The organism is Billgrantia sp. C5P2, assembly GCF_051062895.2.
Genome location: NZ_CM128542.1, coordinates 137,243 through 162,755, shown reverse-complemented (window position 1 = coordinate 162,755; position 25,513 = coordinate 137,243). Strand labels below are relative to the sequence as shown.

20 protein-coding genes are annotated in these 25,513 nt (G+C 63.9%); 4 read left to right on the top strand and 16 right to left on the bottom strand.

Translation table 11 applies throughout. From position 1 onward, the window contains the following. The first annotated feature begins 152 nt into the window (after positions 1-152). Both ribA and trhA read left to right on the top strand, forming a co-directional pair. Positions 153-788 (top strand): GTP cyclohydrolase II, encoded by a 636-nt coding sequence (gene ribA, locus ACRWQA_RS00730; protein WP_263582016.1) that lies wholly within the window; start codon positions 153-155, stop codon positions 786-788. Between the two features lie 23 nt (positions 789-811). After that, positions 812-1,498 (top strand): PAQR family membrane homeostasis protein TrhA, encoded by a 687-nt coding sequence (gene trhA / locus ACRWQA_RS00725; protein WP_434232283.1) that lies wholly within the window; start codon positions 812-814, stop codon positions 1,496-1,498. Here trhA and ACRWQA_RS00720 read toward each other — a convergent pair. The 4 genes from ACRWQA_RS00720 to ACRWQA_RS00705 are packed head-to-tail and all read right to left on the bottom strand — an operon-like array spanning position 1,468 to position 4,688. After that, positions 1,468-2,340: a DUF6999 family protein gene (locus ACRWQA_RS00720; RefSeq protein ID WP_434232285.1), complete on the bottom strand. Its 873-nt coding sequence runs from the start codon at positions 2,338-2,340 to the stop codon at positions 1,468-1,470. The two genes, trhA and ACRWQA_RS00720, sit on opposite strands and share 31 nt — an antisense overlap. Next, complete coding sequence (locus ACRWQA_RS00715; protein WP_434232288.1) at positions 2,333-3,016, bottom strand: iron-containing redox enzyme family protein; 684 nt, start codon at positions 3,014-3,016, stop codon at positions 2,333-2,335. The genes ACRWQA_RS00720 and ACRWQA_RS00715 overlap by 8 nt, the downstream gene beginning before the upstream one ends. A gap of 2 nt (positions 3,017-3,018) precedes the next feature. After that, the gene (locus ACRWQA_RS00710) at positions 3,019-4,122 is read right to left on the bottom strand and encodes a beta-ketoacyl-ACP synthase III (protein WP_434232291.1); all 1,104 of its coding nucleotides are present in this window, start codon (positions 4,120-4,122) and stop codon (positions 3,019-3,021) included. Continuing rightward, positions 4,119-4,688, bottom strand: coding sequence for a diguanylate cyclase (locus ACRWQA_RS00705; protein WP_434232293.1), 570 nt, complete (start codon positions 4,686-4,688; stop codon positions 4,119-4,121). The genes ACRWQA_RS00710 and ACRWQA_RS00705 overlap by 4 nt, the downstream gene beginning before the upstream one ends. Positions 4,689-4,856: 168 nt before the next feature. Between ACRWQA_RS00705 and ACRWQA_RS00700 the strand changes: the two genes are divergently transcribed. Together ACRWQA_RS00700 and ACRWQA_RS00695 are read left to right on the top strand one after the other, a co-directional pair. After that, positions 4,857-6,203, top strand: coding sequence for an acyltransferase family protein (locus tag ACRWQA_RS00700; protein WP_434232294.1), 1,347 nt, complete (start codon positions 4,857-4,859; stop codon positions 6,201-6,203). Positions 6,204-6,325: 122 nt separating this feature from the next. Further along, positions 6,326-7,186 (top strand): dienelactone hydrolase family protein, encoded by an 861-nt coding sequence (locus ACRWQA_RS00695; protein WP_263582009.1) that lies wholly within the window; start codon positions 6,326-6,328, stop codon positions 7,184-7,186. A gap of 634 nt (positions 7,187-7,820) precedes the next feature. On the opposite strand, the gene ACRWQA_RS00690 is transcribed toward ACRWQA_RS00695, so the two are convergent. From ACRWQA_RS00690 to ACRWQA_RS00635, 12 genes are all read right to left on the bottom strand, one after another. Then, positions 7,821-8,414 carry a hypothetical protein gene (locus ACRWQA_RS00690; RefSeq protein ID WP_434232296.1) on the bottom strand — a complete coding sequence of 198 codons (594 nt, stop codon included), beginning with the start codon at positions 8,412-8,414 and terminating at the stop codon, positions 7,821-7,823. Between the two features lie 196 nt (positions 8,415-8,610). Further along, the gene (locus ACRWQA_RS00685) at positions 8,611-9,603 is read right to left on the bottom strand and encodes a hypothetical protein (protein ID WP_434232298.1); all 993 of its coding nucleotides are present in this window, start codon (positions 9,601-9,603) and stop codon (positions 8,611-8,613) included. Next, positions 9,593-13,147, bottom strand: coding sequence for a hypothetical protein (locus tag ACRWQA_RS00680; RefSeq protein WP_434232301.1), 3,555 nt, complete (start codon positions 13,145-13,147; stop codon positions 9,593-9,595). Before ACRWQA_RS00680 ends, ACRWQA_RS00685 begins: the two co-directional genes overlap by 11 nt. Next, on the bottom strand, positions 13,144-13,950 hold the full coding sequence (locus ACRWQA_RS00675) for a DUF4123 domain-containing protein (protein WP_434232303.1): 807 nt from the start codon (positions 13,948-13,950) through the stop codon (positions 13,144-13,146). Before ACRWQA_RS00675 ends, ACRWQA_RS00680 begins: the two co-directional genes overlap by 4 nt. Then, positions 13,947-16,064 carry a type VI secretion system Vgr family protein gene (locus tag ACRWQA_RS00670; protein WP_446326237.1) on the bottom strand — a complete coding sequence of 706 codons (2,118 nt, stop codon included), beginning with the start codon at positions 16,062-16,064 and terminating at the stop codon, positions 13,947-13,949. Before ACRWQA_RS00670 ends, ACRWQA_RS00675 begins: the two co-directional genes overlap by 4 nt. A 54-nt stretch (positions 16,065-16,118) precedes the next feature. Then, positions 16,119-16,598: a hypothetical protein gene (locus tag ACRWQA_RS00665; RefSeq protein ID WP_263582002.1), complete on the bottom strand. Its 480-nt coding sequence runs from the start codon at positions 16,596-16,598 to the stop codon at positions 16,119-16,121. Continuing rightward, positions 16,592-17,506 carry a type VI secretion system PAAR protein gene (locus ACRWQA_RS00660; protein ID WP_434231747.1) on the bottom strand — a complete coding sequence of 305 codons (915 nt, stop codon included), beginning with the start codon at positions 17,504-17,506 and terminating at the stop codon, positions 16,592-16,594. The genes ACRWQA_RS00665 and ACRWQA_RS00660 overlap by 7 nt, the downstream gene beginning before the upstream one ends. A gap of 36 nt (positions 17,507-17,542) precedes the next feature. Continuing rightward, positions 17,543-18,118 carry a GNAT family N-acetyltransferase gene (locus tag ACRWQA_RS00655; protein WP_434231744.1) on the bottom strand — a complete coding sequence of 192 codons (576 nt, stop codon included), beginning with the start codon at positions 18,116-18,118 and terminating at the stop codon, positions 17,543-17,545. After that, positions 18,102-21,767 (bottom strand): type VI secretion system membrane subunit TssM, encoded by a 3,666-nt coding sequence (gene tssM, locus ACRWQA_RS00650; protein ID WP_446326236.1) that lies wholly within the window; start codon positions 21,765-21,767, stop codon positions 18,102-18,104. The genes ACRWQA_RS00655 and tssM overlap by 17 nt, the downstream gene beginning before the upstream one ends. Before the next feature lie 52 nt (positions 21,768-21,819). Continuing rightward, positions 21,820-23,250: a type VI secretion system protein TssA gene (tssA, locus tag ACRWQA_RS00645; protein WP_434231738.1), complete on the bottom strand. Its 1,431-nt coding sequence runs from the start codon at positions 23,248-23,250 to the stop codon at positions 21,820-21,822. Between the two features lie 7 nt (positions 23,251-23,257). Then, complete coding sequence (gene vasI / locus ACRWQA_RS00640; protein ID WP_434231735.1) at positions 23,258-23,914, bottom strand: type VI secretion system-associated protein VasI; 657 nt, start codon at positions 23,912-23,914, stop codon at positions 23,258-23,260. After that, positions 23,911-25,512 carry a sigma-54 interaction domain-containing protein gene (locus tag ACRWQA_RS00635; protein WP_434231733.1) on the bottom strand — a complete coding sequence of 534 codons (1,602 nt, stop codon included), beginning with the start codon at positions 25,510-25,512 and terminating at the stop codon, positions 23,911-23,913. The genes vasI and ACRWQA_RS00635 overlap by 4 nt, the downstream gene beginning before the upstream one ends. Position 25,513: the final 1 nt, after the last annotated feature.

The window sequence follows — 25,513 nt, the reverse complement described above, 5'->3', positions numbered from 1 at the left end:
CAGGAAATGTCGGCCCATTGTAGCGCATCATTTTTCGCGCGGCTTGACCCTGGCCAAGATCGATGACGCCGCGCATTCGTGAGCCCCGCCCGCGTTCCTGTTAGAATGCGGGATTCACTTCCGGCATCGCCGTGGTCTGACCGAGGTACCCCGTGACCATTCGATTCATCGCCGCCTCCCGGCTGCCCACCCCCTGGGCCACCTTCACCATGCACGGCTTCGAGGACGACGCCACCGGCAAGGATCACATCGCCTTGACGCTGGGCGACGTGGCCGACGGCGAGCCGGTGCTCGGCCGGGTGCACTCGGAGTGCCTGACCGGCGACGCGCTGTTCTCCATGCGCTGCGACTGCGGTTACCAGTTGCAGGAAGCGCTCAAGCGGATTGCCGACGAAGGCCGCGGCGTGCTGCTCTACCTGCGCCAGGAGGGCCGCGGCATCGGCCTGCTCAACAAGATCCGTGCCTACCACCTGCAGGACCAGGGCGCCGACACCGTGGAAGCCAACGAGCAGCTCGGCTTCGGCGCCGACCTGCGCCGCTACGACCTCTGCGTGCCGATGCTGGAGCATCTGGGCGTCAACGGACTGCGGCTGATGACCAACAACCCGCGCAAGGTCGATGCCCTGACCAAGGCCGGCGTCACCATCGCGGAACGAGTGCCACTGACCACGGGTCTCAATCCTCATAACGAGCAATATCTTTCGACCAAGGCCGGCAAGCTTGGCCACATGATGGCGCTGGGCGACTTTACCCAGGCCAGCGATGTGGATATCGAACGCAAGCCCTGAGCCGACACGGCATCGGGGCGCCCATGACGGAGACGCCCATCCCACCCACCGAAAGCTCAGGCGGTCATCGCCACCACCTCATCGAGGAGCTGCTCAACAGCATCAGCCACGGCATCGGTGCGGCACTGAGCCTCGCCGGCGTGATCGTGCTGCTGGTGCTGGCCAGCATGGCCGCCCACGTGGACCCGTGGAAGATCGTCGGCCTCAGCCTCTACGGCGTGACCCTGGTGCTGCTCTACACCGCCTCGACTCTCTATCACGGAATTCGCCACCCACGACTCAAGCGTGCCTTCCAGCAGTTGGATCACTGCGCCATCTACCTGCTGATCGCCGGCACCTATACGCCCTTCCTGCTGGTCAACATGCGCAGCCCCACCGGCTGGACGCTGTTCGCCATCGTCTGGGGCCTGGCGCTGGCCGGCATCGCCTGCAAGCTGGCCTGGCCCCACCGTTTCAGCGTGCTGCGGGTGGCGATCTATCTGATCATGGGCTGGCTCATCGTCTTCGCCAGCGGCGAGATGAGTGCCAGCCTGCCCACGGCCGGCATCGCCCTGCTCGCTGCCGGGGGCATCACCTACACCCTGGGCGTGATCTTCTTCGCCATCAGCGCAATTCCCTTCAACCACGCCATCTGGCACCTGTTCGTGCTCGGCGGCAGCACCTGCCACTACTTCGCGGTCTACGCCTCGGTGTTGCCGTTCGCGGGGTGATACGCGGCCAGCCTTAGCCGCTCCAGTCGCGCGTAGAGGTACTCGGTGAAGAAGCCGTGCATCAGGAAGCGCTGGCCCAGATTCCAGGGGCCGACCAGGTAGTGCGGATACTTGTTGTAGGCCATCTCGGCCAGGGTCGGGTCGCCGATCAGTTGGCCGATGCGAATGGCGATCGACTGGTCGAGGTTGAAGCCGTTGATGGCGTCGCGGTACTCCTCGCGGGTCAGCAGCAGGCAGAACAGGCACATGAACAGCGCATGGGCGCTTTCGAAGTCCAGCACCTGGGTGCGCCGGGGCGCCGTCTCGAAGGCGCCCTCATCCAGCGGGCGCCAGTTCGCCCAGTTGATGGCATCCGGCGCCAGCGGTGCCGGGCGCTCACGCCAATGGCCCATCTCCTCGATCACCCGGAACAGCTCCTGGTCGTGCTTGACGAAGCTGGCATCGAGCATGTCGTCGATACACCGGGGGTAGAGCGCCAAGGGCTCGACCGTCACCTCCGGGCTGTTGTCGATGAGGAAGTTGAGGATGTTCGACTCGGTGGCGAAGTGGCGCAGGATCAGCTGGTTGGCGCTGGGGCTGACGAAGTGAGTACAGAACCAGCAGATCATCCGCTGCAGCAGGCCATGAGCGCGGAACTGGGGCAGCGGCAGACGCTTCACGAACCAGATCAGATGCAGCAGCATCGCCAGCAGGAACTGCAGCAGCGGGCGCAGCGACCAGCGCGTCGGGCTCTCGATGTCGTTCAGCCACAGTCGCACCGCCTCGGGCTGAATCGGTAGGGAGTCGTCGAACTCCAGCGCGCGAAGAAAGGGGCTGCGTGGCCTTGCCCTGCTGTCAGCCATGGTCGACCTCCTCCAGTTGCAGGGCGTAGAGCCGCGCCACCACCCGCGCGGTGCGCAGGATCGACCGCTGGTCTTCCGGCGTGCGGCACACCCGGTCGATCAGCGAGTAGAGCTTGTCCAGGTGGGCATCGTCGTTCTCGCCGTGGTAGCGCATGAAGCAGGTGTAACGGCCATCGCCGCCGGTGGCCTCGTCGATCCGCCGGGCCCAGTCGCCGGCCATCTTCTGCCCCAGCCCTTCGATGATCCACATGGCGCCGATCAGGTCGACCGGGTTGGGTTGGCTGGCGCGGTACATCATGAAGGCATGCAGCGCCTCGCTGCCGGCATTGCGCTGCCCCGCGCGGATCTCGTCCGGCTCGCCGCCCGCCGCCACGAAGTCCGCCTCCAGCATCTCGTAGTCGCGATGCTCCTCCTTGGCGTGGCCGATCACTTCCGAGCGCACGTCGGCAAAGTCGCGTTCGAAGCTGGAAGCGCCACGGGTGATCCAGCGCGCCCCTTCGATCACCTGCTGGCGCAGGTGCAGCAGCAGGTTGCGGTAATCCTCGCGGGTGAAGTTGCCGCGTTCCAGGCGCTGGATGACCGGCACCCGGCCCAATTGGCGCTCGAAGTCGAACCACACTCGCATCAGTCCCTGCAGGCACTCCTGCCCCAGTTGGGTAGTGACCTTGCTTTCCATGATTACTCCTCCACGACCGTAAGCTGCATGTAGACGTTATTGAAGCGGCCGCTTTCCGGCACCATGCAGAGGATGGTGTCGCCAGCCTGGTAGTCCTGGGTGCGACGGAACTCGTCGAGCATGATGAACATCGAGGCGCAGCCGGTGTTGCCGCGGGTATAGAGGTTCGTGTACCACTTCTCTTCGGCAATCGCGGCGCCTGCCTGGGTCAGCATGTCGAAGATCTTGCCGCGAAAGTAGTGCGACGAGTAATGGCACAGCACGTGGTCGACCTTCCCCACCTCGACCCGCCCCTCGTCGATCAAGCGCAGCAGCCCGTCCACCCCGAGCTTGACGATGTTGTCGAGCAGGCGGACATCCTGGCGAATCAGCAGGGCGCCGGCGGCCTCCGCCTCGGCATAGGTGGCAAAGTCCTGCCAGCTTCTCCCGTCGCCAGCGGCTGCCCGGCCGACACTCATGCATACCGGATAGGCGTCGGCGTGGGAGAAGCCGCGAATCCAGTCGATGCGAAAGCAGCGCCGGCGCGGCACGGTTTCCAGCAACAGCGCACCCGCGCCGTCCGAGAGCATCCAGCGCAGGAACTCGGCGTTGAAGTCGACCTCCTGGGCCACCGCCTCGTAGCGGCTGGCCTTGAACAACCTCGAGGCCAGCTCGCTGGCGATCACCAGGGCATTGCCGTGCTCCCCGGCCTTCAGTCCGGTGTAGGCCGCCTTGAGCGCCATCATGCTGCTGGAACAGATGCCATGGCTGCTGTGCAGCTCGACGCCGGCCACGCCCAGCTCCGCCTGCACCATGCTGCCGAAGCCCGGCAGCACCAGGTCGCCCTGGCTGGTGGCCACGCTGAGCATGTCGAGCCGCGACTTGCCGAGAAAGCTCTGGTCGAGGCAGGCCTGCCCCGCCCGGGCGGCCATCTCGCCGTTGCTGATCAGGGTGTTGTGCTCGGCATCGATGGCGTAGTGGCGCTGCCGAATCCCGTTGGACTGCAGAATCCGTCGCTTTAGCCGGCTCGGCTTGCCATGCACCAGGCCGAGCACCGCCTCGATCCGCTCATTGTCCACGGGCTCGCCCGGCAGGTAGTGGCCGGTACTGGTGATATAGACGCTCACGCCGGCTCTCCCCTGTGCTTCAGGTAATAGCGCAGGCAGCGCAGGTTCTCCTCCAGGTAGGGGAACACGCACAGCAGCGCCATGAAGGCCAGGTAATAGGGCAGGTAGCGTTCCCCGCCGTGGGGCACTTCAACGGGTACGAGACGCATCTGCCCTGTCCAGTTGAGGGTCACCAGGTCCAACACCACCGGCCAGTTGATCACCATGATCATGGCCAGCATGTAGAACGGCAGGCTGGCCAGGTAACTGTGCGCATGCATTTCCCAGATGCTGATGTGCCTCCGCGGCGCGGCGTAGTGCACGTCCCAGTGGGCCACAGCCTCGTGCAGCACCCAGGCCAGCAGGCAGATCAACAGCACCAGCACGTTGATGCGATAGAGCAGGCACATGAGAATGGGAATGCCCACCTGGATGCCCATCGCCGAGTGCATCAGGGTTTCCTTCAGCCCCGAGGTCTCCTCGATATGCGTGGCGCGGTGGCAGCACCAGTCGACGAAGCCGGCAATTCCCCATAGCGGCAGGAAGACGTACAGCAGGACATGGACCAGCAGCGTGTGGGTATCCATGGCGATTTCCCTCGGTTTCAGCGACGCTCACGACGTGCTTGCAAGGCGCTGGCGTTTCATGGATGATGTTAGGAAACACTGTTCGATAACTAATATCCACCAGGCGAACGACAGATGCAAGCGCCGATCGAATGGAAACGAGACATTATGAAACAGGGAACGCAAAAGTTGGACTCGTCATCGAGAAACGACGGCGAACCTCAGGCAAGCCGGGACCGCTACCCCGATGCCCTGCGTGCCGGCGCGCTGCTCGTCGTCGTGTTCGGCCACTGGATCGCCACCCTGCCGCGGCTCGAGAACGGCCTGATGACCACCACCGACCACCTGCTGCTGGTGTGGACAGGCGCCGGCGTACTCACCTGGGTGTTGCAGGTCGTCCCACTGTTCGTGTTCGTCTCGGCCGCGGTGAGCGCAGACGGCGCCCAACGCCGGCTGGAGCAGGGGCATCGCCAGCTGCACTGGTGGGCGGGCCGGGCACTTGGCCTGGCTCGCCCCACCGTCACCTACCTGGCGGTACTGGTGGCCTTCGTGATCCTCGCCGCTTATACCGGAGGGCGCCTACTCGGCCCCCTCAATCACTCGCTGACCGTCCATCTCTGGTTCCTGATGATGCTCTTGGGCATACAGGCGCTGCTGCCGCTCAGCGTCTGGGCCGACAACCGCTGGGGACTCAAGGCCGTGGTGGGCCTGTTGCTGATCGCCGCCGCGGTCGACCTCCTGCGTGCCGGCATCACCGCGCCCGGCGAGCTGCTGGAGCTTGGTACCCGCGTCACCGCCAATGGCGGCGGCATCGGCTGGCTCAATGCCATCGTCGTCTGGCTGCTGCCGCAACAGCTCGGCATTGCCTGGAAGCGCGGCCGCTTCTCGGGCCTGGGCACCGGCCTCGCCCTGCTGCTGCTCGGCCTGCTGTGGCTGGCTGCCGCCGTGGCTTCCGGCTACCCCGTGGCCATGGTCGATGGCGCCTTCGGCGTGCCCAGCAACCTGCTTCCTCCCACCCTGGCCCTGGTGGGCGTGATGTGGGTGCAGGTCGGGTTCGTACTGACCTTTGAAGGCCCCGTGCGCCGCCTGCTGGAGCGCCGCCGCATCGACAGGGTGGTGACCATCCTCGGCGCGCTGGGCATGCCGCTCTACCTCTGGCACAAGCTCGCCGAACTGCCGGCCGCCTGGCTGGGGGAACGCCTCGGCTTGCCCATCGATGCCGGCATACCGGGCGAGGTGGGCTTCTGGCTCGGCCGCCTGTGGTGGATCGTGCTGTGCATCGTCTCCGTTGCCCCGGTCATGGTCGCGGTGGTGACCTTCGAGATGAGCCGCACGCGCGATGTGGTCTCCGCCACCAGTACCCCGGCCATTATCGTCGGCGGCACGGCACTCCTGGGCGGCATCATCGCCAGTCTGGCCCTCGGCGCCCTGCCCGGTGCTCTCTTCGGCCTGGTCGGCGTCGCGGCCGCTTCCTGGCTGCTGCGTGTCCATCCGCAGCCGAAAGCGACATCGACCTCTCGGAGCACGTCCACCTGAAGGGCTTCAGCCAGCAGCGGTATACGCGGGCCTCCGTGGGCAGCTATGTTAGTAAAGGGTGGGGAGACATATGCATCTGCCTGCGAGACCCGACAAAGAAAAATGAGCAAGGAGAGCTACACATGCGCACACTATTCTCGCTCTTGTGCCTGGTGACTGGGTTGATGGCAGGCTCGGCAATGGCCCAGGAGGTCAATCTACCGCCAGAGCTCGAAATTGAATCCGAGACGGCATTCGTCACGGCCTGGGGGCCACGCGTCGAAGGCGAGATTTTCGAGTATTCGACCGGTGGTGAGACCTATCAAGGATACCTGGCACGCAACGTCAATGACGAGAGACCACGGCCGGCAGTACTGGTGGTGCACGAATGGTGGGGGCTCAATGAGTATGCTCGCGCACGCGCCGACCAGCTCGCCGCGCTGGGTTTCGTGGCATTGGCGGTGGATATGTACGGCGGCGGTCAAGTCGCCACGCACCCCGATGAAGCGGGTGAATTCTCCTCGCAAGTCATGCAGGATTGGCCAGCCGCGCGCGCCAGGTTCGAAGCGGCCATGACTCAATTACGCCAACACCCTGCCGTGGCAGACACCGGCATGGCGGCCATCGGTTACTGCTTTGGTGGTAGCGTCGTCATGAACATGGCACTGTCCGGCATGCCGCTCGAAGCCGCCATCAGCTTCCACGGCGACCCCACGCTGGCAGCCTCCGCTCGCGGGAATTTCAGCGGTGCAGTGCAGATCCACAATGGCGGCGCGGACTCGCTCGTCGAACGCGAAACCCTGGCCGACATGGCGCGCGCGCTCGAGGCCCAGGGTGCCGATGTGGATGTCATCACCTATCCCCAAGCCCTCCATGGCTTCACGAACCCCGGCGCCGACGCCATGAGCAAGGAGCACAATTTGCCGGTTGGCTACAACGCCGCCGCCGACGCCTCCTCCTGGCAGTCTGCGCTGCTCTTGCTGGACAGAACCCTCAATCAATAATTGCTGCGCTTACCTCAACACCAACGGACGGCAGGCTTCGCCCCCATGTTATTGACGGCTTGAAAGCGCGAGAGGCGCCCGCGCTGCCAGCCGTCAATCAACACGAATCTTACGCTCAACCCTCGGCACCACCCGATACCCTCCTGAGCCTGGTCGCGCTGCGGCTACATGCAGGCTGCTGCGTGCTCGTCGGATGCCGACAAGAGAACCGCTGGGCCGCACCGGGCCCGACCAATAGAAGCCGAATCGAATGTCTTGTAAGCCATATCCTACAAATTCTATCGGCAATATCTTACACGCCACTTGCGCCAGGTTAACGTCACAAGGCTACCCAGGTTGGCACAGTGAAGGCGTACTGAGCACGGAGGCTCAGCCAGGGACGACGAGTCAGGAAGACTCCTATCCAAGGACGCTCGGGGCGGAAGGATACCCGAGGAGGATGTAAGGAAGCGAAGATCCAGCCCGGCCGCAAGGCCGGGCTTTTTGTTGCTGGCTTTTCCTGATCGAGCCAAGCTAGCAGAGGGCACCTTGTGAACGCCCCTCCGGTATTACGCAATAACCACTCCCACATGCTTATCGAGCAACTTGGCAGCGTATGAAGCGTGCCAATATTTAACTTTCTAAAGGTGCTAACTTACTGTCTAAGGTAGCATTGTAACTTTTTTCGCTCCAAAACCTTGATCATAGGGTTCACTAGAAAGCAAGCAGGCACAGTGGGCAAGGCACCTAAAAAGAGAATTGCCATTGCTGGCACCCCCCAAACCTCCCGGCCTGGCTTGCTGGAGAAGGAGAGCAGGAACAAACCAAAAAGTACCAACCCTAAGCAGATTAAAATAACAGGATAAAGGAAAGACAGATGCGCGCTGGCTGAATAATAAAACCCAAAAAACGCCTCTAGCGCGATAAAAATCACGACACAAACAATAGCAAGATCGGCCTCAACTTCTTCCTGTCCAAACCCTTTTCTTTTTAGAAATTCCATAAGCGGAGCCTTGAGGGCACCGGCTCTATTCAAGTAAACAACACCCTCTTTAGCATTCATCAAGAAAATTCCTTTTCCATCAGCTCCTCGGATTTCCCCGATCCCTGCTTTGTCAGCATCGTCTACCTTTTGCCCGCTTGGAGAACGCAGGATTAGGGTTACCCCACTGTCTTGTCCGCGAAGCTCCTGATAGAGCGAAGCAATAATTTCAGCATCAAAATTTCTTTTGAAACGAAAGGAAAGCATACCCACCTCATGTTAAATTATTACTTAAGATTTACAACAAGCTCTGTTTCGCGAGCAATAGCTCCACGCTACCGCCGAGGTAGACGCCCCGCGCCTGCCCTGATAGATGAATTTTTCCGCCCCGCTTAGCGGTTTCAGGCAATAGCGGGGCCAGGGCCTTCCTGTGAAGGCCCGGTGATGACTCGATGACTGCGGCTTAGCGCAGGCGGATGTTCCTGCGGTACTTCTCTTCCTGGATCTTCTTCACGCTGGCTTCGTCCATGTCCCGCCAGTAACGCGGATTGCGACCCTGCTGCTGATCCGCCGCGGCCGTGGTGGGGTCCTTATGGCGGTGAATCTCCAGGCCCGGCACATCGGGCAGCGGTTGGGAGACGTCCATGTAGCGCTGCAGGAATTGCCAGGCGGCCACGAGCTCGCCAGGCATCTTGGTCGGCGGGAACTGAGCATCCAGCTTCTGCCGGATTCGCTGGAAGGGGTGATAGAGAATCAGCGAGTAGGTGGCGCTGCCCTGGGTATCGGGAGAACTCTGCAGAAAGGCATCGTATTCATGGAAGGGTGCTTCCAGGCGGGGCTTCCACGCATGCTTAGGATCATAAATCGTGAATAGGCCTGCTTGGCGATTCAGTTGCCACATGGGGGATTTTTGCATCCCATAAAATACACTAGGCCACCTACGCTCTAAAAACCTACCTCCCTTCCATAAAAAAACCATAAACAGCAACACCGGAAATATAAGCTTAGCCATCATTTTAATAGCTGCGAAAGACTGCCTATATTCTCCATCAAAGACGGCCATCCCCAACATTCCAAAGATGGCCAACCCCATCACCCAAAGGCTTAAAAAAAAACCTCCCTTCCCAATTGCCATTACCATGAAAAAAAGCCTTGCACTTCCCTTATAGTTGGGCGGCATAATTCTCTGATTATCGTAATGCACCTTCATTCCCTTGAAGATATCATCACCTTCTAGCCCTTTCTCGGCACGTTGTGATTCCCAGCTCTGTGAAACGGCAATATTGTTATAGCCATACTCTTCTCTCGTTCCATTATCTCGACTTCGCCGATCCCACGATAACCGTGACCCGATAATGGTATCCCGCTCAGGGTTCGCCGCCTCCCATTGCTGGCGCTTGGTGGGGGTATAGGCGCTATCGGCGTAGTAGCCGCCGAGGTTTTCTTTAGCGGACATTGAGTCTTTCCTTGATCCAATAGTCATCTTCAGCTCTCTCGACACTGAGGACGTTGGACATATCCTCCGGCATGGCCGTCAGCGGGGCAGGCGCCGGGTAGATGCGTCTACTTGGGCGCAGCGGTATCTGCGTCGCTTCGCGGAATTGTACCTGAACGTCCCAGCGATACTCGGTGCTGCTACCAAAGCCACGCATGGGCTCGTTGGCGGGAGAGTGTACAAAGTAGGTAATGTGCTGCGCGCCCAACTGTGTGAGGAGAGGCTGAAAACGCGTCGAGGATCTCGCCGTCCATGCGCTGCCAGCTGGCGAACGATAGTGCGACCCCTGTACCAAACGCAGTACCGTGACATCATTCAATTCAATCCCCATACCGGGTAGGGCACTGCGCACCTCGATAGCGGTATTGATGGCCTGACGCGGGTCGAGCTGGGCTTGCCAGAGATGCCCCATCGGAACAGCCGTTTCCACTGGCGAGGTGTGGGTCTTGCCCAGCCTCGCCAACAAGGCGTCACGCTCCACGGGGCTGACCCTGCGCAGTGAGACCTGAATATTGGCGAAAATACCCTGCAGGCGATAATAGGCTTCTTCCGGCTCCTCCAGCCATGGGGCGCGGCCGCGCTGATCTCCAAAGGGGCCATGCTTGATCCACTGCTCAAGCGGGCCATCGGTCAACAATATACCGGCCACCGCGCCGCCCAGGAGCAACGCCAGGCCGACCCAGCCCACCGGGCCGCTAAATAGCATCAGCATCGTGGCACCGGCCGCCGCCACCCCAAAGGCCATGGCTGCATCGGTATCGCCTTCACGGAGGCGTTCGACAGCTTCCCAAACCATAGATATCGCCATTAACAATGCCGCACTCTTGGTAACCAGCCAGTTGACTCTTATCAAGCTTGGAAAGAGGCGACTGACCATATTGGCTTGGCCATTTCGCACCAGCACCGCCTGACTAAAATTGCTGACATTAACAACTGGCTGCAGAGCTTGATGGCGGCGAGCAATATAATCACTGAGATTAAGAATAGCCAACCCAAAATCAACAGAGGCAGCAGCAAAACCCACACCTGTTTTCATTTCAAGCTTACGAAGTGCTGCAAAGCTCTGCCCCAAATTCACCGCCTGCACGACGGCCATGATATAGGGCAGCCGGGTAGCATCGGTGGCGCGCTCCACAAAGCCGATACGACTGCTACCACGACGTACAAGGTCGGCGGCGCGTGAGTCGGCAGGGGCAAACACGAAGCGCACCTCTCGGGCTTCGCCTACCTCGGCCATGGAACTCAACCGCTGTTTATTGGTGCCGCCCAGTAACTGGCCGTCCGAGGTGCGATAAACCTCACCATAGAATTTACCCCGTTGGTATCGCTGAAGATGCTCGCGATCCGCCTTATCGAGACCGAAGGTCATGCCCGTTGCGACATCCTCAACACCGAGCAATACCATGCGATCCAAAGTGAGCCCATCTAGTGGGCGAAAAGTGAGATCGCCCAGCAGAGTATGCAGGGCGCCGCGCGAGGCATTGAAAGCGGGGAGGTAGATTTTGGCCGTCATAGCCGTGCGCTGACTTTCACTTGCTACCTGGCCCAGCAGGTTCCTGCCACTCTCGGCTATCTTGCCGAATAGAGTATCGAGCGCTCCACCCCAACGCTGTAGCTCACCCATTGTACTGGTGCGTGCCATGGCTGCGAGCATTGAGGCTTCGAACGTTTGCAGGTCGTCCTTCTCCGGCACATCGTTGCGCTCTCCCTCCTCGGCCAGCGCCTTGGCGCGGAAAAGACCACTTCCGTCATTGATTTCTTCTTCTGGCAGCACGAAAGGCTGCTCGGCCGGGTGGGCCACGCTATCTGGAAAGCACATGGCGTGCAGCGGCTCACGGCTGCCGTCTTCGAGCAAAGAGAGCAGGGTGCGCTGGGCCTTTGCCGCATTGGCAGTATGGAACAGGCTGGAGATATCCTGATCCACCAAGGTATCGAGGCGCTTCGGATCGAGGCTCAGCGCGGTGAAGCACTGCTGTGCCAGGTAGAAGCCGCCGACGTAGTCGCTACCCTCCAAGCTGAAGTAATCCACCAGTATTCGCTGGTAGGCCGCGCTGCCCAGCAGGTCAGCCAGGCGCGTCTGGTGGAACTCCCAAAGTCGATGGGCAATATCACGCGCCAGCGTGGCCACATTGGTGTGAAATTCCCCGCCGAGATAGCTAAGCGCCTGCTCCGAAGCGAAGCGGCGCAGCGGATTGTTCTCGCCGCCGATGCGCTCGGGCATGACGCGTTTCTGTATCATGACAGCGCTGCGATAGTGTGGCCGGGCAGCACAGCGCTCGAGCAGCAGCGCCAGATAGTTCTGGGCCAACTGTGTCTGGCTCAGGGCGTGGCGCAGTTCGAACAGGGGGTCGTGAATGACGAGCCCAGGTATCTCCCGCTGCCGTGCGTCTTCCAGAATGTCACTGCCTTCGGGCAGTTCCTCCCAAACCGGTGGCTCGCCGGCCTCTTCGGCCTGCGCCATGGCTGGCGAGTTGCGGTTTGCCTGACATACCACTTCAGCGGCAGCCGCGCGCAGGCCAACCTCCCGTTTCAAGGGCGAGTCGTCCCTGTTGGCCTCATTCCAGGCACCATTCACCGCATCCGACCCACCGCCATCGAAGCGCTGCTGCTCGCTCAAAGCCTGCTGGTAGCGCGAAGATACGACGCTACCCGACAGGTCCTCGGTCCAGAGTGGGGGGTGCGCGAGTTGGCTTTCAAGACTGGCGCTCCGTTCGCGCTGCGGTATCAATCGTTCGGCGGCGAGAAGTCGGCCATTCACGACGCGCTCGGACGGATCACGCAGGGAGACGGACTGGAAGCGCTGATTGAGTGCCGTAGGGTTGTCTTCCAGATGATTCAGCCTGGCAGCCGACCATTGAACGTCCGAGAACGCGACCTTGACCTCGCGGCCCATCCAGTTCATTTCGCGTCGCGCCGGCAGCCAGATTTCCGTCAGCGGCTGGCTAACGGCGGGGCGTCGGTCTTCCGCATAGCCATCTGCCTCGCTGCGGTGCTGAGCTAGATCGACATCGCGGAACTGCCACTCACCCGAATCGGAGACGCCCACCTCAATCTCTCGCCATATGGCGCCCTGATAGTGGATGTACAGGTAACCGGGGCGACACGGCAAGGCGTGTGTAGCATCGTCCAGCAGCGATTGCCACAGGGCCAACGGTATGACGGGCTGCACGACGTAATGTTGATGAACGGTATTCCGCTCATGCTCTTGCCATGGCGTGACGCCTACGTTGCCGAACAGGGGCACCCGTATCGGCTCGCCTTCTTCGCTGGCGATCTCCAGCCAGACATTTCGCCGAGGTTGTTCTTCCCAGGCCCAACCATGGATGCGGCTCAGCGGCTCCGGCAAGTCCTCTTCCTCGACCGCCTCGGCGAGGGCCGTCTGCTCCTGCTGGTCTTCCAGATCGTAGAAGACGAAGCGGTGGCCCTCAGGATGTTCCTTGCCCATGACCTGAATGAAGAGCTTGGGTTCTTCACACGCCTTGTGCTGGCTCAATTCCTGGCTCATGTGGCACTCCATTGACTGGGGGATTGCATAGGCTCTTCAAGAACAACTGCCGGATCGCTTTGCTGGCCCAGCTCTTGTTCCAGGCGGGCGCTGGCAAGGAATCGACGGTAGGTTTTCGGGTCTTCAAGGCTCTCGCCCGGCTGGCGAAATTCCTTCCAGGCCCTCATCACCCGGATATAGCGCTCGAGCGCGGCTTCCTGCCCGCTAGAGAGGGCAAGCGTCGGTGACGCTCCTGCCTGACTCTGTGTGGAGTTGGCTGGATCAACATAGTGCTCTGACGCTGCATCATCGGCACATAGCGCATGCCAGGCAGAAGTCGCAGGCGTTCGCGGATGCGCTTCGCCGTGCCATATCCAACGCTCAATGGGACCGAACCAGGCCTGGCTGACGTGCTCGGAAGCGGCAAACAGCGCTGCCGCAACGTCAGGGTGGTAGTACCGCAGCATGCCTTTGCGATTGCCATAGAAGGCAACGCTCAAACAGCGGCGTAGGTGCGCTAGAACCTCTTCTTCCGACGCTTGGCTAGCCACGACGATACCCGGCGAGATGCCTTTTCGCGGATCCTGAGCAAACTCCTGTAGCAGATCGCCAATCGCATCGTTCACGCGCAGTACCACGGGGCTTCGCTTCAGGAAGTCGGCATAAGGCGTTTCCAGAAACAGCCACTCGTATTCGAGCTTCGGTACTTGCTGGTACAGAGAGGCGAGGGTCTGTCCGGTCTCTTCGAGAATCAGCCAGTGGCTCAAGTGGCGGCTCTGTCCACCAAGCAGCTCGGATAATGTATCGGCGCGGATCACCCTCATGACGCTGCACGCCCCCTGCAAGGACAGTCGGACAGAGGGCAGCTTCCATCACGCTGCATCTGGCAGCGCTCGATCATGGGGATATCATTAGCCATTGCCTGGTCGAGGCGCTTGCCGAAAACCGGGCCCATGGTGACATCCTCGTGCACTTCCCCCACCGCCTCTCGCGGCAGTACCGGTGCCTGGGCGGCCTGGCCGGAGCCGGAGCCGGGGCTGCCGCCGGAGTTGATCTTGACCTGGCTGCCGACGATGGTCACGCCGCTGGGGTCGAGCTTGACGAAGCTGCCGCCGGCCTTGAGAGTGATCTCGGCGCCGGCTTCGATCACGACCTTCATGCCCGCCTTGTGGTGGATCTCCTGGCCTGCCTCGACGAGCTGGGCGCGGCCGTACTTCTCGTGGCGGCTGGCGTCGACGATCAGGTGGTCGTCGCCGTCGATCTGGGTGTGTCGGCTGCCGTGCACCGTCAGGTGATCGTCGCCGTCGATCTCGCCGATGCGGTCGTGATGCACGGTGAGGAAGCTGTCGTTGCCGATCTCTTCGGTGCGGTCGTTATTCGTCAGCAGCTCCAGGTCCTTCTGGGCATGGAGCCAGATCTGCTCTTCGCCGGCCTGGTCTTCGAAGCGAAGTTCGTTGAACCCTTCACCCTGGTGGCTCTGGGTGCGGATGACGGTGCGGGTCTTGTGCGCCGGCAGCTCGTAGGGCGAGGTGTTGACGGCGTGGTAGGTGCGCCCGGTGATCAGCGGCTGATCCGGGTCGCCCTCCAGGTAGCTGACGACCACCTCGTGCCCGATCCGCGGGATGGCGATGCTGCCGTAGCCACCGCCGGCCCAACCTTGGGAGACCCGCACCCAGGCACTGGCGGTTTCGTTGGGTTCGGCGTAGCGGTCCCAGGGGAACTGCACCTTGACCCGGCCGTGCTCGTCGCAATAGATCTCCTCGCCCTCGGGGCCGACGACGAAGGCGATCTGCGGGCCGTCGACCCGGGGCTTGGCGTTGGGTTCGGGGCGCCAGGCGCGGTCGGCGGGGGTCAGCACCAGGGTGTTGTCGAACTTGGTCATCTGCCCCAGCCCTGCCGCATCACCTTGAGTGAAGCCGTCCTCCTCCAGCGCCTGGGGCTGGCTGCCGTGGTGCGTCACCGAGACCACCTGCCAGTCGCGGTTGAGCTCACTGAGGTCGTGGTCGGTGAGGGTGAAACGCGTGCCCGGGGCGAGCTCGGGCAGGTCGCTTTCGGCGCGGCAGGTCAGGGCGTCGCTTCTCAGGTGCTCGAGGCGAATGCGGGTGAAGGCCTCACCGGAGGCGTCGGCCTTGTAGCGGCCGGGGTAGTCGTAGTGCTCGTAGTCGTCCCGTTGGGCGTGTTCTTCCAGGCCGTCCGCGGCGTGCTCATGCAACTGGGCGTAGGCCGGGTTCTTGAACGAGTAGTCCTTGAGCGTGACCGAGGCCGGGGCGACCCGGGCGAGCTGTTCGAGCTTGCGCACATGGCGCTGGGGCGGCGTGCCGCCGGCACGGCCGTGGTAGCTGCGCTCGCCCAGGTGGGCCAGCGCCTGGGGCGCGTCGGCGAACACCAGGCGGTGGGCGGCGCTGGGGGTGTCGCCGTCGGTCTCGAAGAACTCGTGGAAGTAGAACAGGCCTTCTTCGGCGGCCAGGCGCTGGAGGAAGGCGAGGTCCGTTTCGCGGTACTGCGTCAGGTACTCCCTTTCCTGCGGTTCCCGAGTGGCGGCGAAGGCCACGTCGGTGAGGCTGCGCTCGTCGCACAGGGTGTTGATGACCGTGAGCGGCGAGACCTGCTGGAAGATGCGCGAGTTCTGGCGCAGGCCGAGGCGCCACAGCGCCGGGTGGGCGACCAGCGAGTACATGGTGCGGCGGTGGCCGCGGTCGCCGCGGCCGAACTCGCTGACGATGGCGTTGACCCGGCGCAGCACCTCGCCGTCCTGCCAGATCGTCAGGGTCACCGGGCGATCGAGCAGCGCGCTGGCGGAGAGGCTGCCGTCGCGGCTGGCGAAGCGCACCGTGAGGGTGAAGGGCGCCGAGAGCGCTTCTTCCAGGGAGAAGTCGACCACCGCCAGGTCGGCCGAGTCAGCCCCGGCGAGCTCGAGGGTGAATTGCAATCCATTCATAGTCCGTATCCATCAATAAGTTCAATCTGGCTCAAGCCAGCCAAGTGAACAATCTTATTGGTCCGAGACTCGCCTCGTTCGGTAAAACCACCCATCGTAAAAGAACCACAGCTCGTCACCTACCACCTCGAAGTGATAGCGCGGTCCCTCTTCTCTTAGAGAATTAACATAAAGCACATCAATAACGTCTCTATCCATACCAAAACCATAGAAATCCCCTCTCCTTTCCGAGGGTGGCGTAACCTCTCCCTCTTCTTGAGGGACAGGATAGCAATTGATCTCATAAACTGGATCGCTGTAGATCATATCGCCCCATATAGAGAAGTGATTTTCATCAATCACTATTTTTTCATCTATTTTCTCTATAGCTTTTTCGCGAGGCGTCTGACCACCACGATAACGCTCAACCTCTACCGTAATATATTCTCCGACCACTTCTCGCCAATCAGGACAACCACAGCCTGCATAAACTTTCACCGAAAAAAAGCACAACAGTACTGACAATAAACAAAACAAAGGAAATTTCCTTACCATTTTATGTAATCTCCTTTGGTATACATTTCCCATTCCGCAGCACGCCTATTGATCAAGCCTCGGTTTATTAATCCTTGCGATTTATTCCAGGCCTTCCAAGCTTCTTCAAGAGTTGGATAGGAGGTCACTGCAGCAGGATCATTTATCAGCTTAGCTGCAGAGGAAGATTCAAAAGCCCTTTGCCCTATGTTATAGGCCAGAGCGACAGCTGCATCGAATTCATGCTGAGCCATCTGAGTCGTAATCGCAGAATTTACCGCTTGCTCGTACTCAAGTAAATCTTCTTCAAATAGACGACCTGCCTCTTCGCTATCGATACCTTCACGATATAAATGCCACTCATAATCGGGTATAAGATAGCCGTAACCAATCGTGGCTCCTTCTACCCAAGAAGTAATCTCGCGTCCGGTCTGATCGTCGTAGGGCAACAAACGAAGCTGTTCGACGTCCTTCAGCCACTGTTTGCCAGCTTCGCTCATGGTAAGTTCTGCTGTCTGCCCTCCAGCTATCCCAGAGGTATCAAGTGCTGTCTCAGCCGAATCAGCGGCCGAGAAAGCGGAAGTCTGTGAGGTTGTAGGAGGCATTGCTGCAACAGCTGCAACAAATGCACCTCCTCCCGATTCGCCGCCTACTGAACTGGCGGAGCCGATCACCACGCCGCCACAATCCACGGCGTGGCCGGTGAGGGCGGCGGGCTTGCCGTCGATCAGGATGCTGCCCGAGCCTTCGGCGATGGCACGCGGGTGGGTGGGGTGCTTGGGCTTGTCGTGCGGCGCCAGTGGGTCGCCCAGGCGCGCCGCCGGCTTGCCGTCGATCAGCACGGTCGGGCTGCCAGCGGTGACCGGCGTCGGCGGGAAACCGTCGTGGTCGGTGCCGATATCACCCACGAGTACGAATTTGCGTCCCATCTATCGTTCTCCTGTCTATGCGAGCTGGCTTGCGGGCTAGTCCCACTCCGCGGGCGCCTCGAAGCTGGCCACCTCGAAGGCGTTGACATGCATGCGTTTGAAGCCGGCTTCCTCCAGACTGCGTACGGCGGCCTGGCAGGCCAGGGGCAGCCGCACGTTCAGCGGCACGCCGCTCAGGCTGTGGCGCGCCGCCTGCAACAGGCGGGCGCCGTGGCCGCTGCCCTGCCACTCCTTCTCGACGAAAAAGAAGCGCAGCTGCCAGGCCGATTCGTCATCCGGCCGGCAAGCCAGCAGCATGCCGAGGGAGGGGCCTTCGCCGTGGCGCAGCTTGAGCAGTCGGCCCTGCCAGCGGGAGATGTTGCCGCCGTCACGCTGCAGCCACTGGCCGCGCTGCACGGTGAACTCCAGTGCCCGGCGCAGCGTGGTCAGGCGGGCCTCGTCGCGCAGCACCCAGGGCGAGTGCCCCTGGGTATCGGCACGCCGGGCGGCCTCGAGAAAGCCTTCGATGTCTTCCATCGCGGCCGCTTCCAGCCCCTTCGTCTCCTCTACCGCGCTGGCAGGTGCCGCCTTGTGGCGTTCGCTGCCGAACAGGCGCTTAAAGGCTGCCAACATCGAAACCTCCTTCGGCATACAGCGCGGTGGGAAGCTGGAAGCCGGCCACCAGCGGGCGGGTGAACGGGTTGCGCGAGCCGGTGGCGTACAGGCGGTAGCGCGCCGAGCCGCCGTCGACCTGGAAGCGCAGCTCCAGGTCGCGCTCGCTGGCACTGGTGATCTCGGCTTCGTCGAGCAGGCGGAACCAGGCCCAGGCACCGTCGCGGCTGAGGCTGCGCGGCGAGCGGTTGACCTGGCTCGGCACCAGGGTGATGCGGCTCTCGTTGCCGCCGCGCAGGGCGTTTGGCCAGATCATCGAGACCCGCGAGCTGGCGCTGTGGGCGTAATCGATAATCTGACCGTCGATGTTGATCACGCTGCGGCGCTTGTCGGGGCTGAGGCTCACCGGCTCCAGGGCGAACTCCACGTCGAGCACGCCGTCGCGGCCGAAGTAGGCCTGGCGGATCTGCTCGGCACGCTGGATGGCGGTGAAGACGCTGTCGCGCAGCAGCGGGCTGCCCTCGGCATCGACCAGGTACTCGGGTGCCTCTTCGATGAAGGGCCGCAGGTTGTCCTGGTAGAAGCGGTCGAGAATGCCGCCGTCGGCGAAGAAGGCCTCGAAGTCGTTCAGGGCCACCTCACGCGAGGCGCTGGGTACCAGCGGGTAGCGGCCTGCCAGGCGTTCCTGGTAGGGCGCCACCACCTCGTCGAGCCACTGATGCTCGAGATGGCGAATGGCACTGGCCATCAATAGCTGCCAGCTCTGGTCGGCCAGGCTCTCGAGCATGCGGTCCACCGGGGCCGGGGTGTTCTCGGCGATGCGCTTGAGGTTGTGGATGGGATCGCCGCCGCGTAGCGCCAGGCGGTCACGGGCGCTGACAAAGGCCGCACGGCCCGGGTCGCTGGCGCCCTGCACCTCGCGCAGGTAGTCGCGCAGCTCGCCGATGGCGACCTTGATCTCGGCGATGTCGGCGGGGTTGTCGCCGCGGGCCTCGAGCAGGCCGTTGAGGTCGCGGAAGTTACGCTCGATCTCGCCGGCCAGGCGGTAGCGCGGCGAGCGCTCCAGCGCCTGGCGTGCGACTTCGTCGTCCACCGGCAGCTCGGGATAGAGCTGCGTGTGGTGCGCCACTTCGCCGAGCAGACGGTCCAGCGGCCGGCTGGCGCCGAGCAGGGTGTCGGCCACCACCACCGCCTGGTCGATGTCGGGCAACGGCACCAGGTAGAGGTCGTCGAGCGCCTGGCGCCAGGTCACGTGATAGTCGCTGACGTAGCGTTCGTGCAGGGCGTCCCGCAGCTGGCGCTCGTCGGCGGCACTGAAGACGATGTCGTCGCGCTGGCCCAGCACCCAGAGGTCGATCAATGCCAGCTCGGTGGCCTGCTCGATCTCCTTGAGGAAGTAGCCTTCGAAGCCGTCGCGAGTCAGTAGGGTCGGCAGGCGCAGGCGCTCCAGCTCGTCGTCGCGGGCCATGAACACGGCGTTGAAGGAGGGGCCGACGCCCTGGTGCAGGTCGAGCGCCGCGCCGCTGCGGCTACCGCTGTTGGCCTTGAGGGTGGCATAGACGCGCTCGTCCATGGGTTGGCGCGAGAGTTCCTCCTGGGCGGCCTGCAGGCTGCCGCGCAGCGCCGCCATGGCCTGTTCGGCATGACGATCGCCGGCCGCCACGCGCCCTTCGAGATCGGTATGCGCCATGGCGTAGGCGAGGTGGTCGAGCAGGCGCTCCTGCACAGTGCCGCGCTGGGGGAAGGCACGCTGCCAGCGCCGCTCCATGTACGCCTCGACCCGCTCGGGCTGGCGCCCGCTGGCATCAGACATCATGCGCAGCACGCGCAGCAGGGCCAGCTTGTCGTTGCTGCCCGCCTCGGCGCGGTTCATGTCATCCATGATGCCGACCATCAGCGAAGGCAGGAAATGGTAGCTCAGCATTGCCAGGTAGGCGTTCTCCACCTCGCGGCCCACCGCATGGCCCTGGTAGAGGCCCATGTCGGCCAGCCACGGCAGGTGCTCGCGATAGTCGCCGAACTCCAGGGTGGCGGCGCGCAGGCGATCGAGGGGCTCCAGCAGCGCATAGCCGGTGGGGTCGTCGCTGTGCAGCTCGTCGGGCTGGGCAGCCAGGAAGTCCTGGGCCTTCTCCTCGACCGCCGCCAAGGCCTGAGTGTTCTTCTGATAGAAGTGGCTCCAGCCACCCACCAGCGCCAGCCCGCCCACCAGGCAGGCAAAGGCGCTGACCCGGCGCAGGCGGCGACGACGCCGGGCGGCGCGGGCGTTGTCGCCGGCCAGCCCCGCTTCGGGATAGATCACCTTGTCGAACAGTTCCTCGGTGAAGTAGAGCGCGCTGCGTGCGGCGCGATGAGCCGGCTGGGTGGTATCGGCCATGCCGTAGCGGCGCGCGGCGGCATCGACGAAGGGATCCTCCGGCACGCCCTGCTGGTAGACCGAGGTGAAGTAGGTACCACGCACCATGGCGGCGGTGGAGTAGCGGTCGCTGGAGAGCGCCTCGCTCAGGAAGCCGAGCAGCACGTCGCGCAGGCCGGCGAGCTGGCGCACGAAGCGGAACACCGATTCGCGCTCCTCGCGGTCACGGCATTCGGCCAGCAGCGTGGGCAGGCTGCGGTTGAGCCGCTCGAGCATGGCGTCGTAGGAGTCGGCGAACTCGTCGGCCCACTGGTCGACGCGTTCGACGCTCTCGGCGCTGAAGGTGAAGCCCAGCGGTGCGCGCCGCGCGGCGCGGGAGTAGTGGCGGAAGAAGTCGTCGAAGCCGTGCAGCAGGTCCATCTTGCTGAAGGTGACGTAGACCGGCAGCCGCGCACCATGGCGCTCCATCAGTTCGCGCATCCGCGCGCGCAGCAGCGAGGCGTAGGCCTTGCGCACCGCCACCCGGGCGTCGCTCAGGCGCGCCAGGTCGAGCACCAGCACCACGCCGTCGAGCGGGCGCTGGGCGCGGTTGCGCTCCAGCCAGCCGACGAAGTGGTCCCACAGCCGGCTCTGCAGTTCCTGGGGCTCGCCGCCTTCCAGCGCACCCTGGGTCAGCAGCTCGCCGTCCGGGTCGATCAGCACCGCCTTGTCGCCGATCCACCAGTCGAAGCCGTACTGGTTGCCTTTCTTGCCCTGGCCCGACGCCTTCATCACGTGGGTGAGCGAGAAGTTCTGCCCGGAGCGGTTGATCAGGCTGGTCTTGCCGGCGTTCTCCACGCCCATCACCAAGTACCAGGGCAACTTGTAGCGCGCCCCGGGGCCGGCACCGAGATTGTCGAGCAGCTCATGCAGGGTGGCGTTCAGCGTTGCCTCTTGCTGCTCCACCTGGCTCAGCACCGGGTCGAGCTGCCGTCGTTCGTTCTGGCGGCGCTCGTCGTCCACCTCGCGCAGTCGGCGAGCCAGGCGAATGCCCCATATCACGGCTGCCAGGGTGACCAGTGCCAAGGTGGCGAGCAGCCGATTGAGCCATGGCGCCAACGGATAGGTGTCTCGCACCTGCCACATCGGTCCCAGCCACCAGATGGCGACGACCAGGGCGCCCAGCAGCAGCCACCAGAGCACGACGGTGAGTTTGCTCGCCCGCTTGCCGATGCCCTGGGCCTTGTTGCCGTGCGCCTTGGCCAGGTTGGCGTTGCTTTGTGCCCGTGAGGCGCCGGGTACCCAGCGACTCAGACCGGACTTCACACTTTTCCACATGAGCCTTAGCCCTCGTCCCTGTCGATGATGATGATGTTGTAGGTAGTGATGTTCATTTGCCCTTCTCCACCGCGCGCTCGAGCCGCTTGAGCAGCGCCGGCTCCCACTGTTCGAGGTCAAGGCCCGCCAGCGACTCGCGCACCGCGCGATAGTGCTGGCCGGCCAGCGCCGCCAACCCCGCATCGCGCAGCAGATCGGCGCTGGCCAGCCGCCAGTAGGCGATCTCACGCGGCGAACGGGCCTCGGCCAGGCCGCGATCGAGACCCATCAGAGCCGCTTCCAGCCCTTCCGCGGCCAGTCTCTCGCGGGCTTCGGCAAGACCCTCCTGCCAGGGGTCGCCGCCGGCTTCCTGGCTGCCACCCGCGGCACTGCCCGGCGTGGCCTGCAGCCATTGGCGAGTCTCGTCGTCGACGAAGGCGCTGCCGTCGTTGAACGTCAGCGACTCGATGCCAGGCAGGCGCTCGACGAAACGGCTCGCCTCGTCACGAATGGCGGCGGCACAGCGCGGTTGACCGAGGCGCTCGGCGGCACCCGCACTGAGGCGATGCCCCTCCAGCCAGTAAGGGCTCACTGCCAGGCTGTTCTCGATGCGTTTCCACAGCGCGTTGTCGGCACCGCGCGAGAGCGCCTCGCGATACTCCGCCACCCGGTCGGCGGCGGGCGGCGCCAGCTCGGAGCGCACGCCGTCGCGGGTGGCCGGCAGCGCCTGGATGACGCTCCAGATCGCATGGCGTCGGAGCCGGTAGCCGAGCGGGTCGCCCGGGCTCTGCTCGTTGAGGAAGTCGGCCATCTTGAGCAGGGTCTGGCGATTGCCGCGCTCGTTGCCGGCCTCCAGGCGCATCTCGGGCAGCTTGGCCGTGGGCGATGCGGTGCTGGCCGGCGTAGCGCTTTCCGCCGCCGCACCGCGAGTGGCGGACGTGGCGCTTGAACCCGCCTGGCTGGGGCGGGCCTGGCGCAGCTGGCGCTGCAGGTCGACCAGGGCCTCGTCCGGCAGCTGGCGTGCCCGTGCCACCTCCAGCAGCGCCTCGAGGGCTCCCTCGCAGGCCTGCTGCTCGTCGGCGGCATTGTCGAAATCAAGAGCTTCCGCCAGCGCCAGGGCGCGCTGGGTGAACTGCCGGAACAGCCGCGGCCGCAGCCGCTCGCCCTGGACGCCACCGTAGGGATAGGCGGCTTCCCACCACTGTTCGAGACTGCCCGCCAGCAGGCGCAGCGAGAGGGCGAAGCGCACGCCGTCGCCGTCGCGCTGCAGGCAGTGCAGCAGGTGGCCGAGCACCTTGAGGTCCTTGCCCGTGGTGCTCAGCAGGCGCACTGCCCGGGTCTCGGCGCCCTCCCAGTCGACTCCACCATGCTGCAACGAGCCGATCTTCATCATCTCCTCGTCGAGCCAGGCGTAGTCGGCGCTGTCGTCGAGGGGCCTGCCAACGCCCTCCGGGGGGAGCGCGGCCAGCAGTTCCGTCAGCTGTGTCTGGTTGACGATTCGCATGCTCACCTCACCAGCGACAGGCGTCGCGCAGCGGCTGAACCGCCTGACGCAGCCCGGCGATCTCGAAGCGCAGGCCGTCGAGTGCGGCCTGATCGCTGCCGAACGTCAGCTCATCGGCGTCCAGCAGCTGCTGCAGCGTGGCGATGGCCGGCAACCCGCGGCCACCGCTGACCACGTAGCCACCGTCGCGGGCCTGCCAGACCTGCTCCAGTTCGCGTCCCCCTGCACGCAGCCGCATCTGCACCCGCGGCACGTCCAGCGCCTGGGGCAGGTGCAGTTGGAAACGAGTGATGGTCTTCTCGCAGGCGATGACCAGCTGTGGGCGTGGCGGCACGCTGCCCAGTGCCGGCACGCTGATCAGCACGCCGTCGCTGCGCTCGCGCACCAGCAGGCCCATGTCGTCGCCAGCGCGCTCGGCTTCCTGGACATGGATCGCATGCCACAGCGCGGGTCGCAGGTCCTCGCTGGCCACCGGCTCGTCACGGGTCATGAACAGCGCGTCGTAACAGCCCAGCCTATCCAGGCGCGAGGGCTCGATGGCGCACTCGCGGGCCTCGGCCACCAATGACTCGGCGGCGGTGTCGCCCCAGGCGTCGGCCACCAGGGCCAGGCTTGCGGCCAGCGCCAGCCACGGCGCCCGGCGAAATATCAGGGTCGAACTCATTTGGCATCCAGTTCCAGCTGTCGGCACTTGTGTGCCAGAGTGCGCTTGGGCAGGCCGAGGCTCTCGGCCGCCAGGGCGCGATTGCCGCCGAACAGCTGCAATCGCTGGCGGATCAGTTCCGCCTCGTAGTCACGCAGGGCGCGGCGCAGGTCCTGCACGCCATCGTTGGCCACGCTGAGCGGCGTTGCCGCCATGGCGACGGTGGAATCGCTCGTCTCCGCGTCGGCCCGTTCGGGCAGTGCCGCCGGAGCAACATCCTCTCCCGGGCGGGTCATGGCGCAGGCGTAGTCGATCAGGTTCTTCAGCTCGCGTACGTTGCCCGGATAGTCGCGCTCGCGCAGCAGGCGCAGCGCGGCCGGGGTGATCCCCATCTCGTCGCGCCCCTCGCGGGCGCAGAAGTCGGCGACGAAGGCCTCGGCCAGCTCGGCGATATCCTCGCTGCGCTCGCGCAGCGGCGGCAGGGTCAGCGGGAACTGCCCCAGCCGGTAGTAGAGATCGGCACGGAAGCGCTGGTCGCGAATCCGTTCGCGCAGCGGCTGATGGGTGGCCGCCACCAGGCGCAGGTCGGCGCGCCGCTCTTCGTTCGCCCCCAGCGGCCGGTAGCGGCCGTTTTCCAGCACCCGCAGCAGCTTGGCCTGCAGCGGCAGTGGCATGTCGCCGATCTCGTCGAGGAACAGGGTGCCGCCGTCGGCCTGGCTGATCAGCCCTTCGCGCGCCTGATCGGCGCCGGAGAAGGCGCCTTTGGCGTGGCCGAACAGCTCCGATTCGAGCAAAGACTCGGGGATCGCCGCGCAGTTGATCGCCATGAAGGCGCCCTGGCTGCGCGCCGAGAGCTGATGGATGGCACGTGCCACCCGATCCTTGCCGGTGCCGGTCTCGCCCTGCAGCAGTACCGCCAGGCTGGTTTCGGCCGCGCGCACCACCTGGCTGCGCAGCGTCTGCATGGCGGGCGACCCCCCGAGCAGGTCGCCGGCCAGCCGCTCTGCCAGCGCCTGGCGCCGGGCGCCATCGTTGAGCTGGGCCAGTGACTGGCGCAGGCTCGCCTCGCGCTGGCGTTCGCCCTGGTGCCGGGCCAGCCCCGCCCACAGCCGGCACAGCAGCGCCTCGAAGGCGGCGAACTCGAGGTCCGCCTCGAGCCGGGCGAGGGTTTCCGCCTCGCCGGCCATGGCCAGCGCGCCGAGCCACTCGCGCTTGCCATCCAGGGCGCGCAGCGGCCGCACCACTAGTTGCAGCGCGCCGGGAAGCTGGATCACCTGGGCCTGGAAGCCGGGATGGTCGAGCCGCGAACGCGCCTCCACCAACCCCAGCCGCAGCGGCTTGCCCTGGCGAATGGCGTGGGCATAGGGGTGACGGAAATCGTCGCAATCGAAGCGGACGTCGTCGTTGTCGCCACCCAGCCAGCGGCCGCTACCGTCGAGATAGAGGCAGGTAGCCCAGGCCAGGCCATGGCTGGCCTGGAGGATACCGCCGGCGCAGGCGCGCAGCCCGGCGGGCGAGGTGCTCTCGACCAGCGCCAGCGCGCGTGCCATGCCGCCGAGGCCGGGCCCCGTCGGCAAGCCACCCTCGCACCAGCGCATGTCGATCGCCTTCGCCGTCATC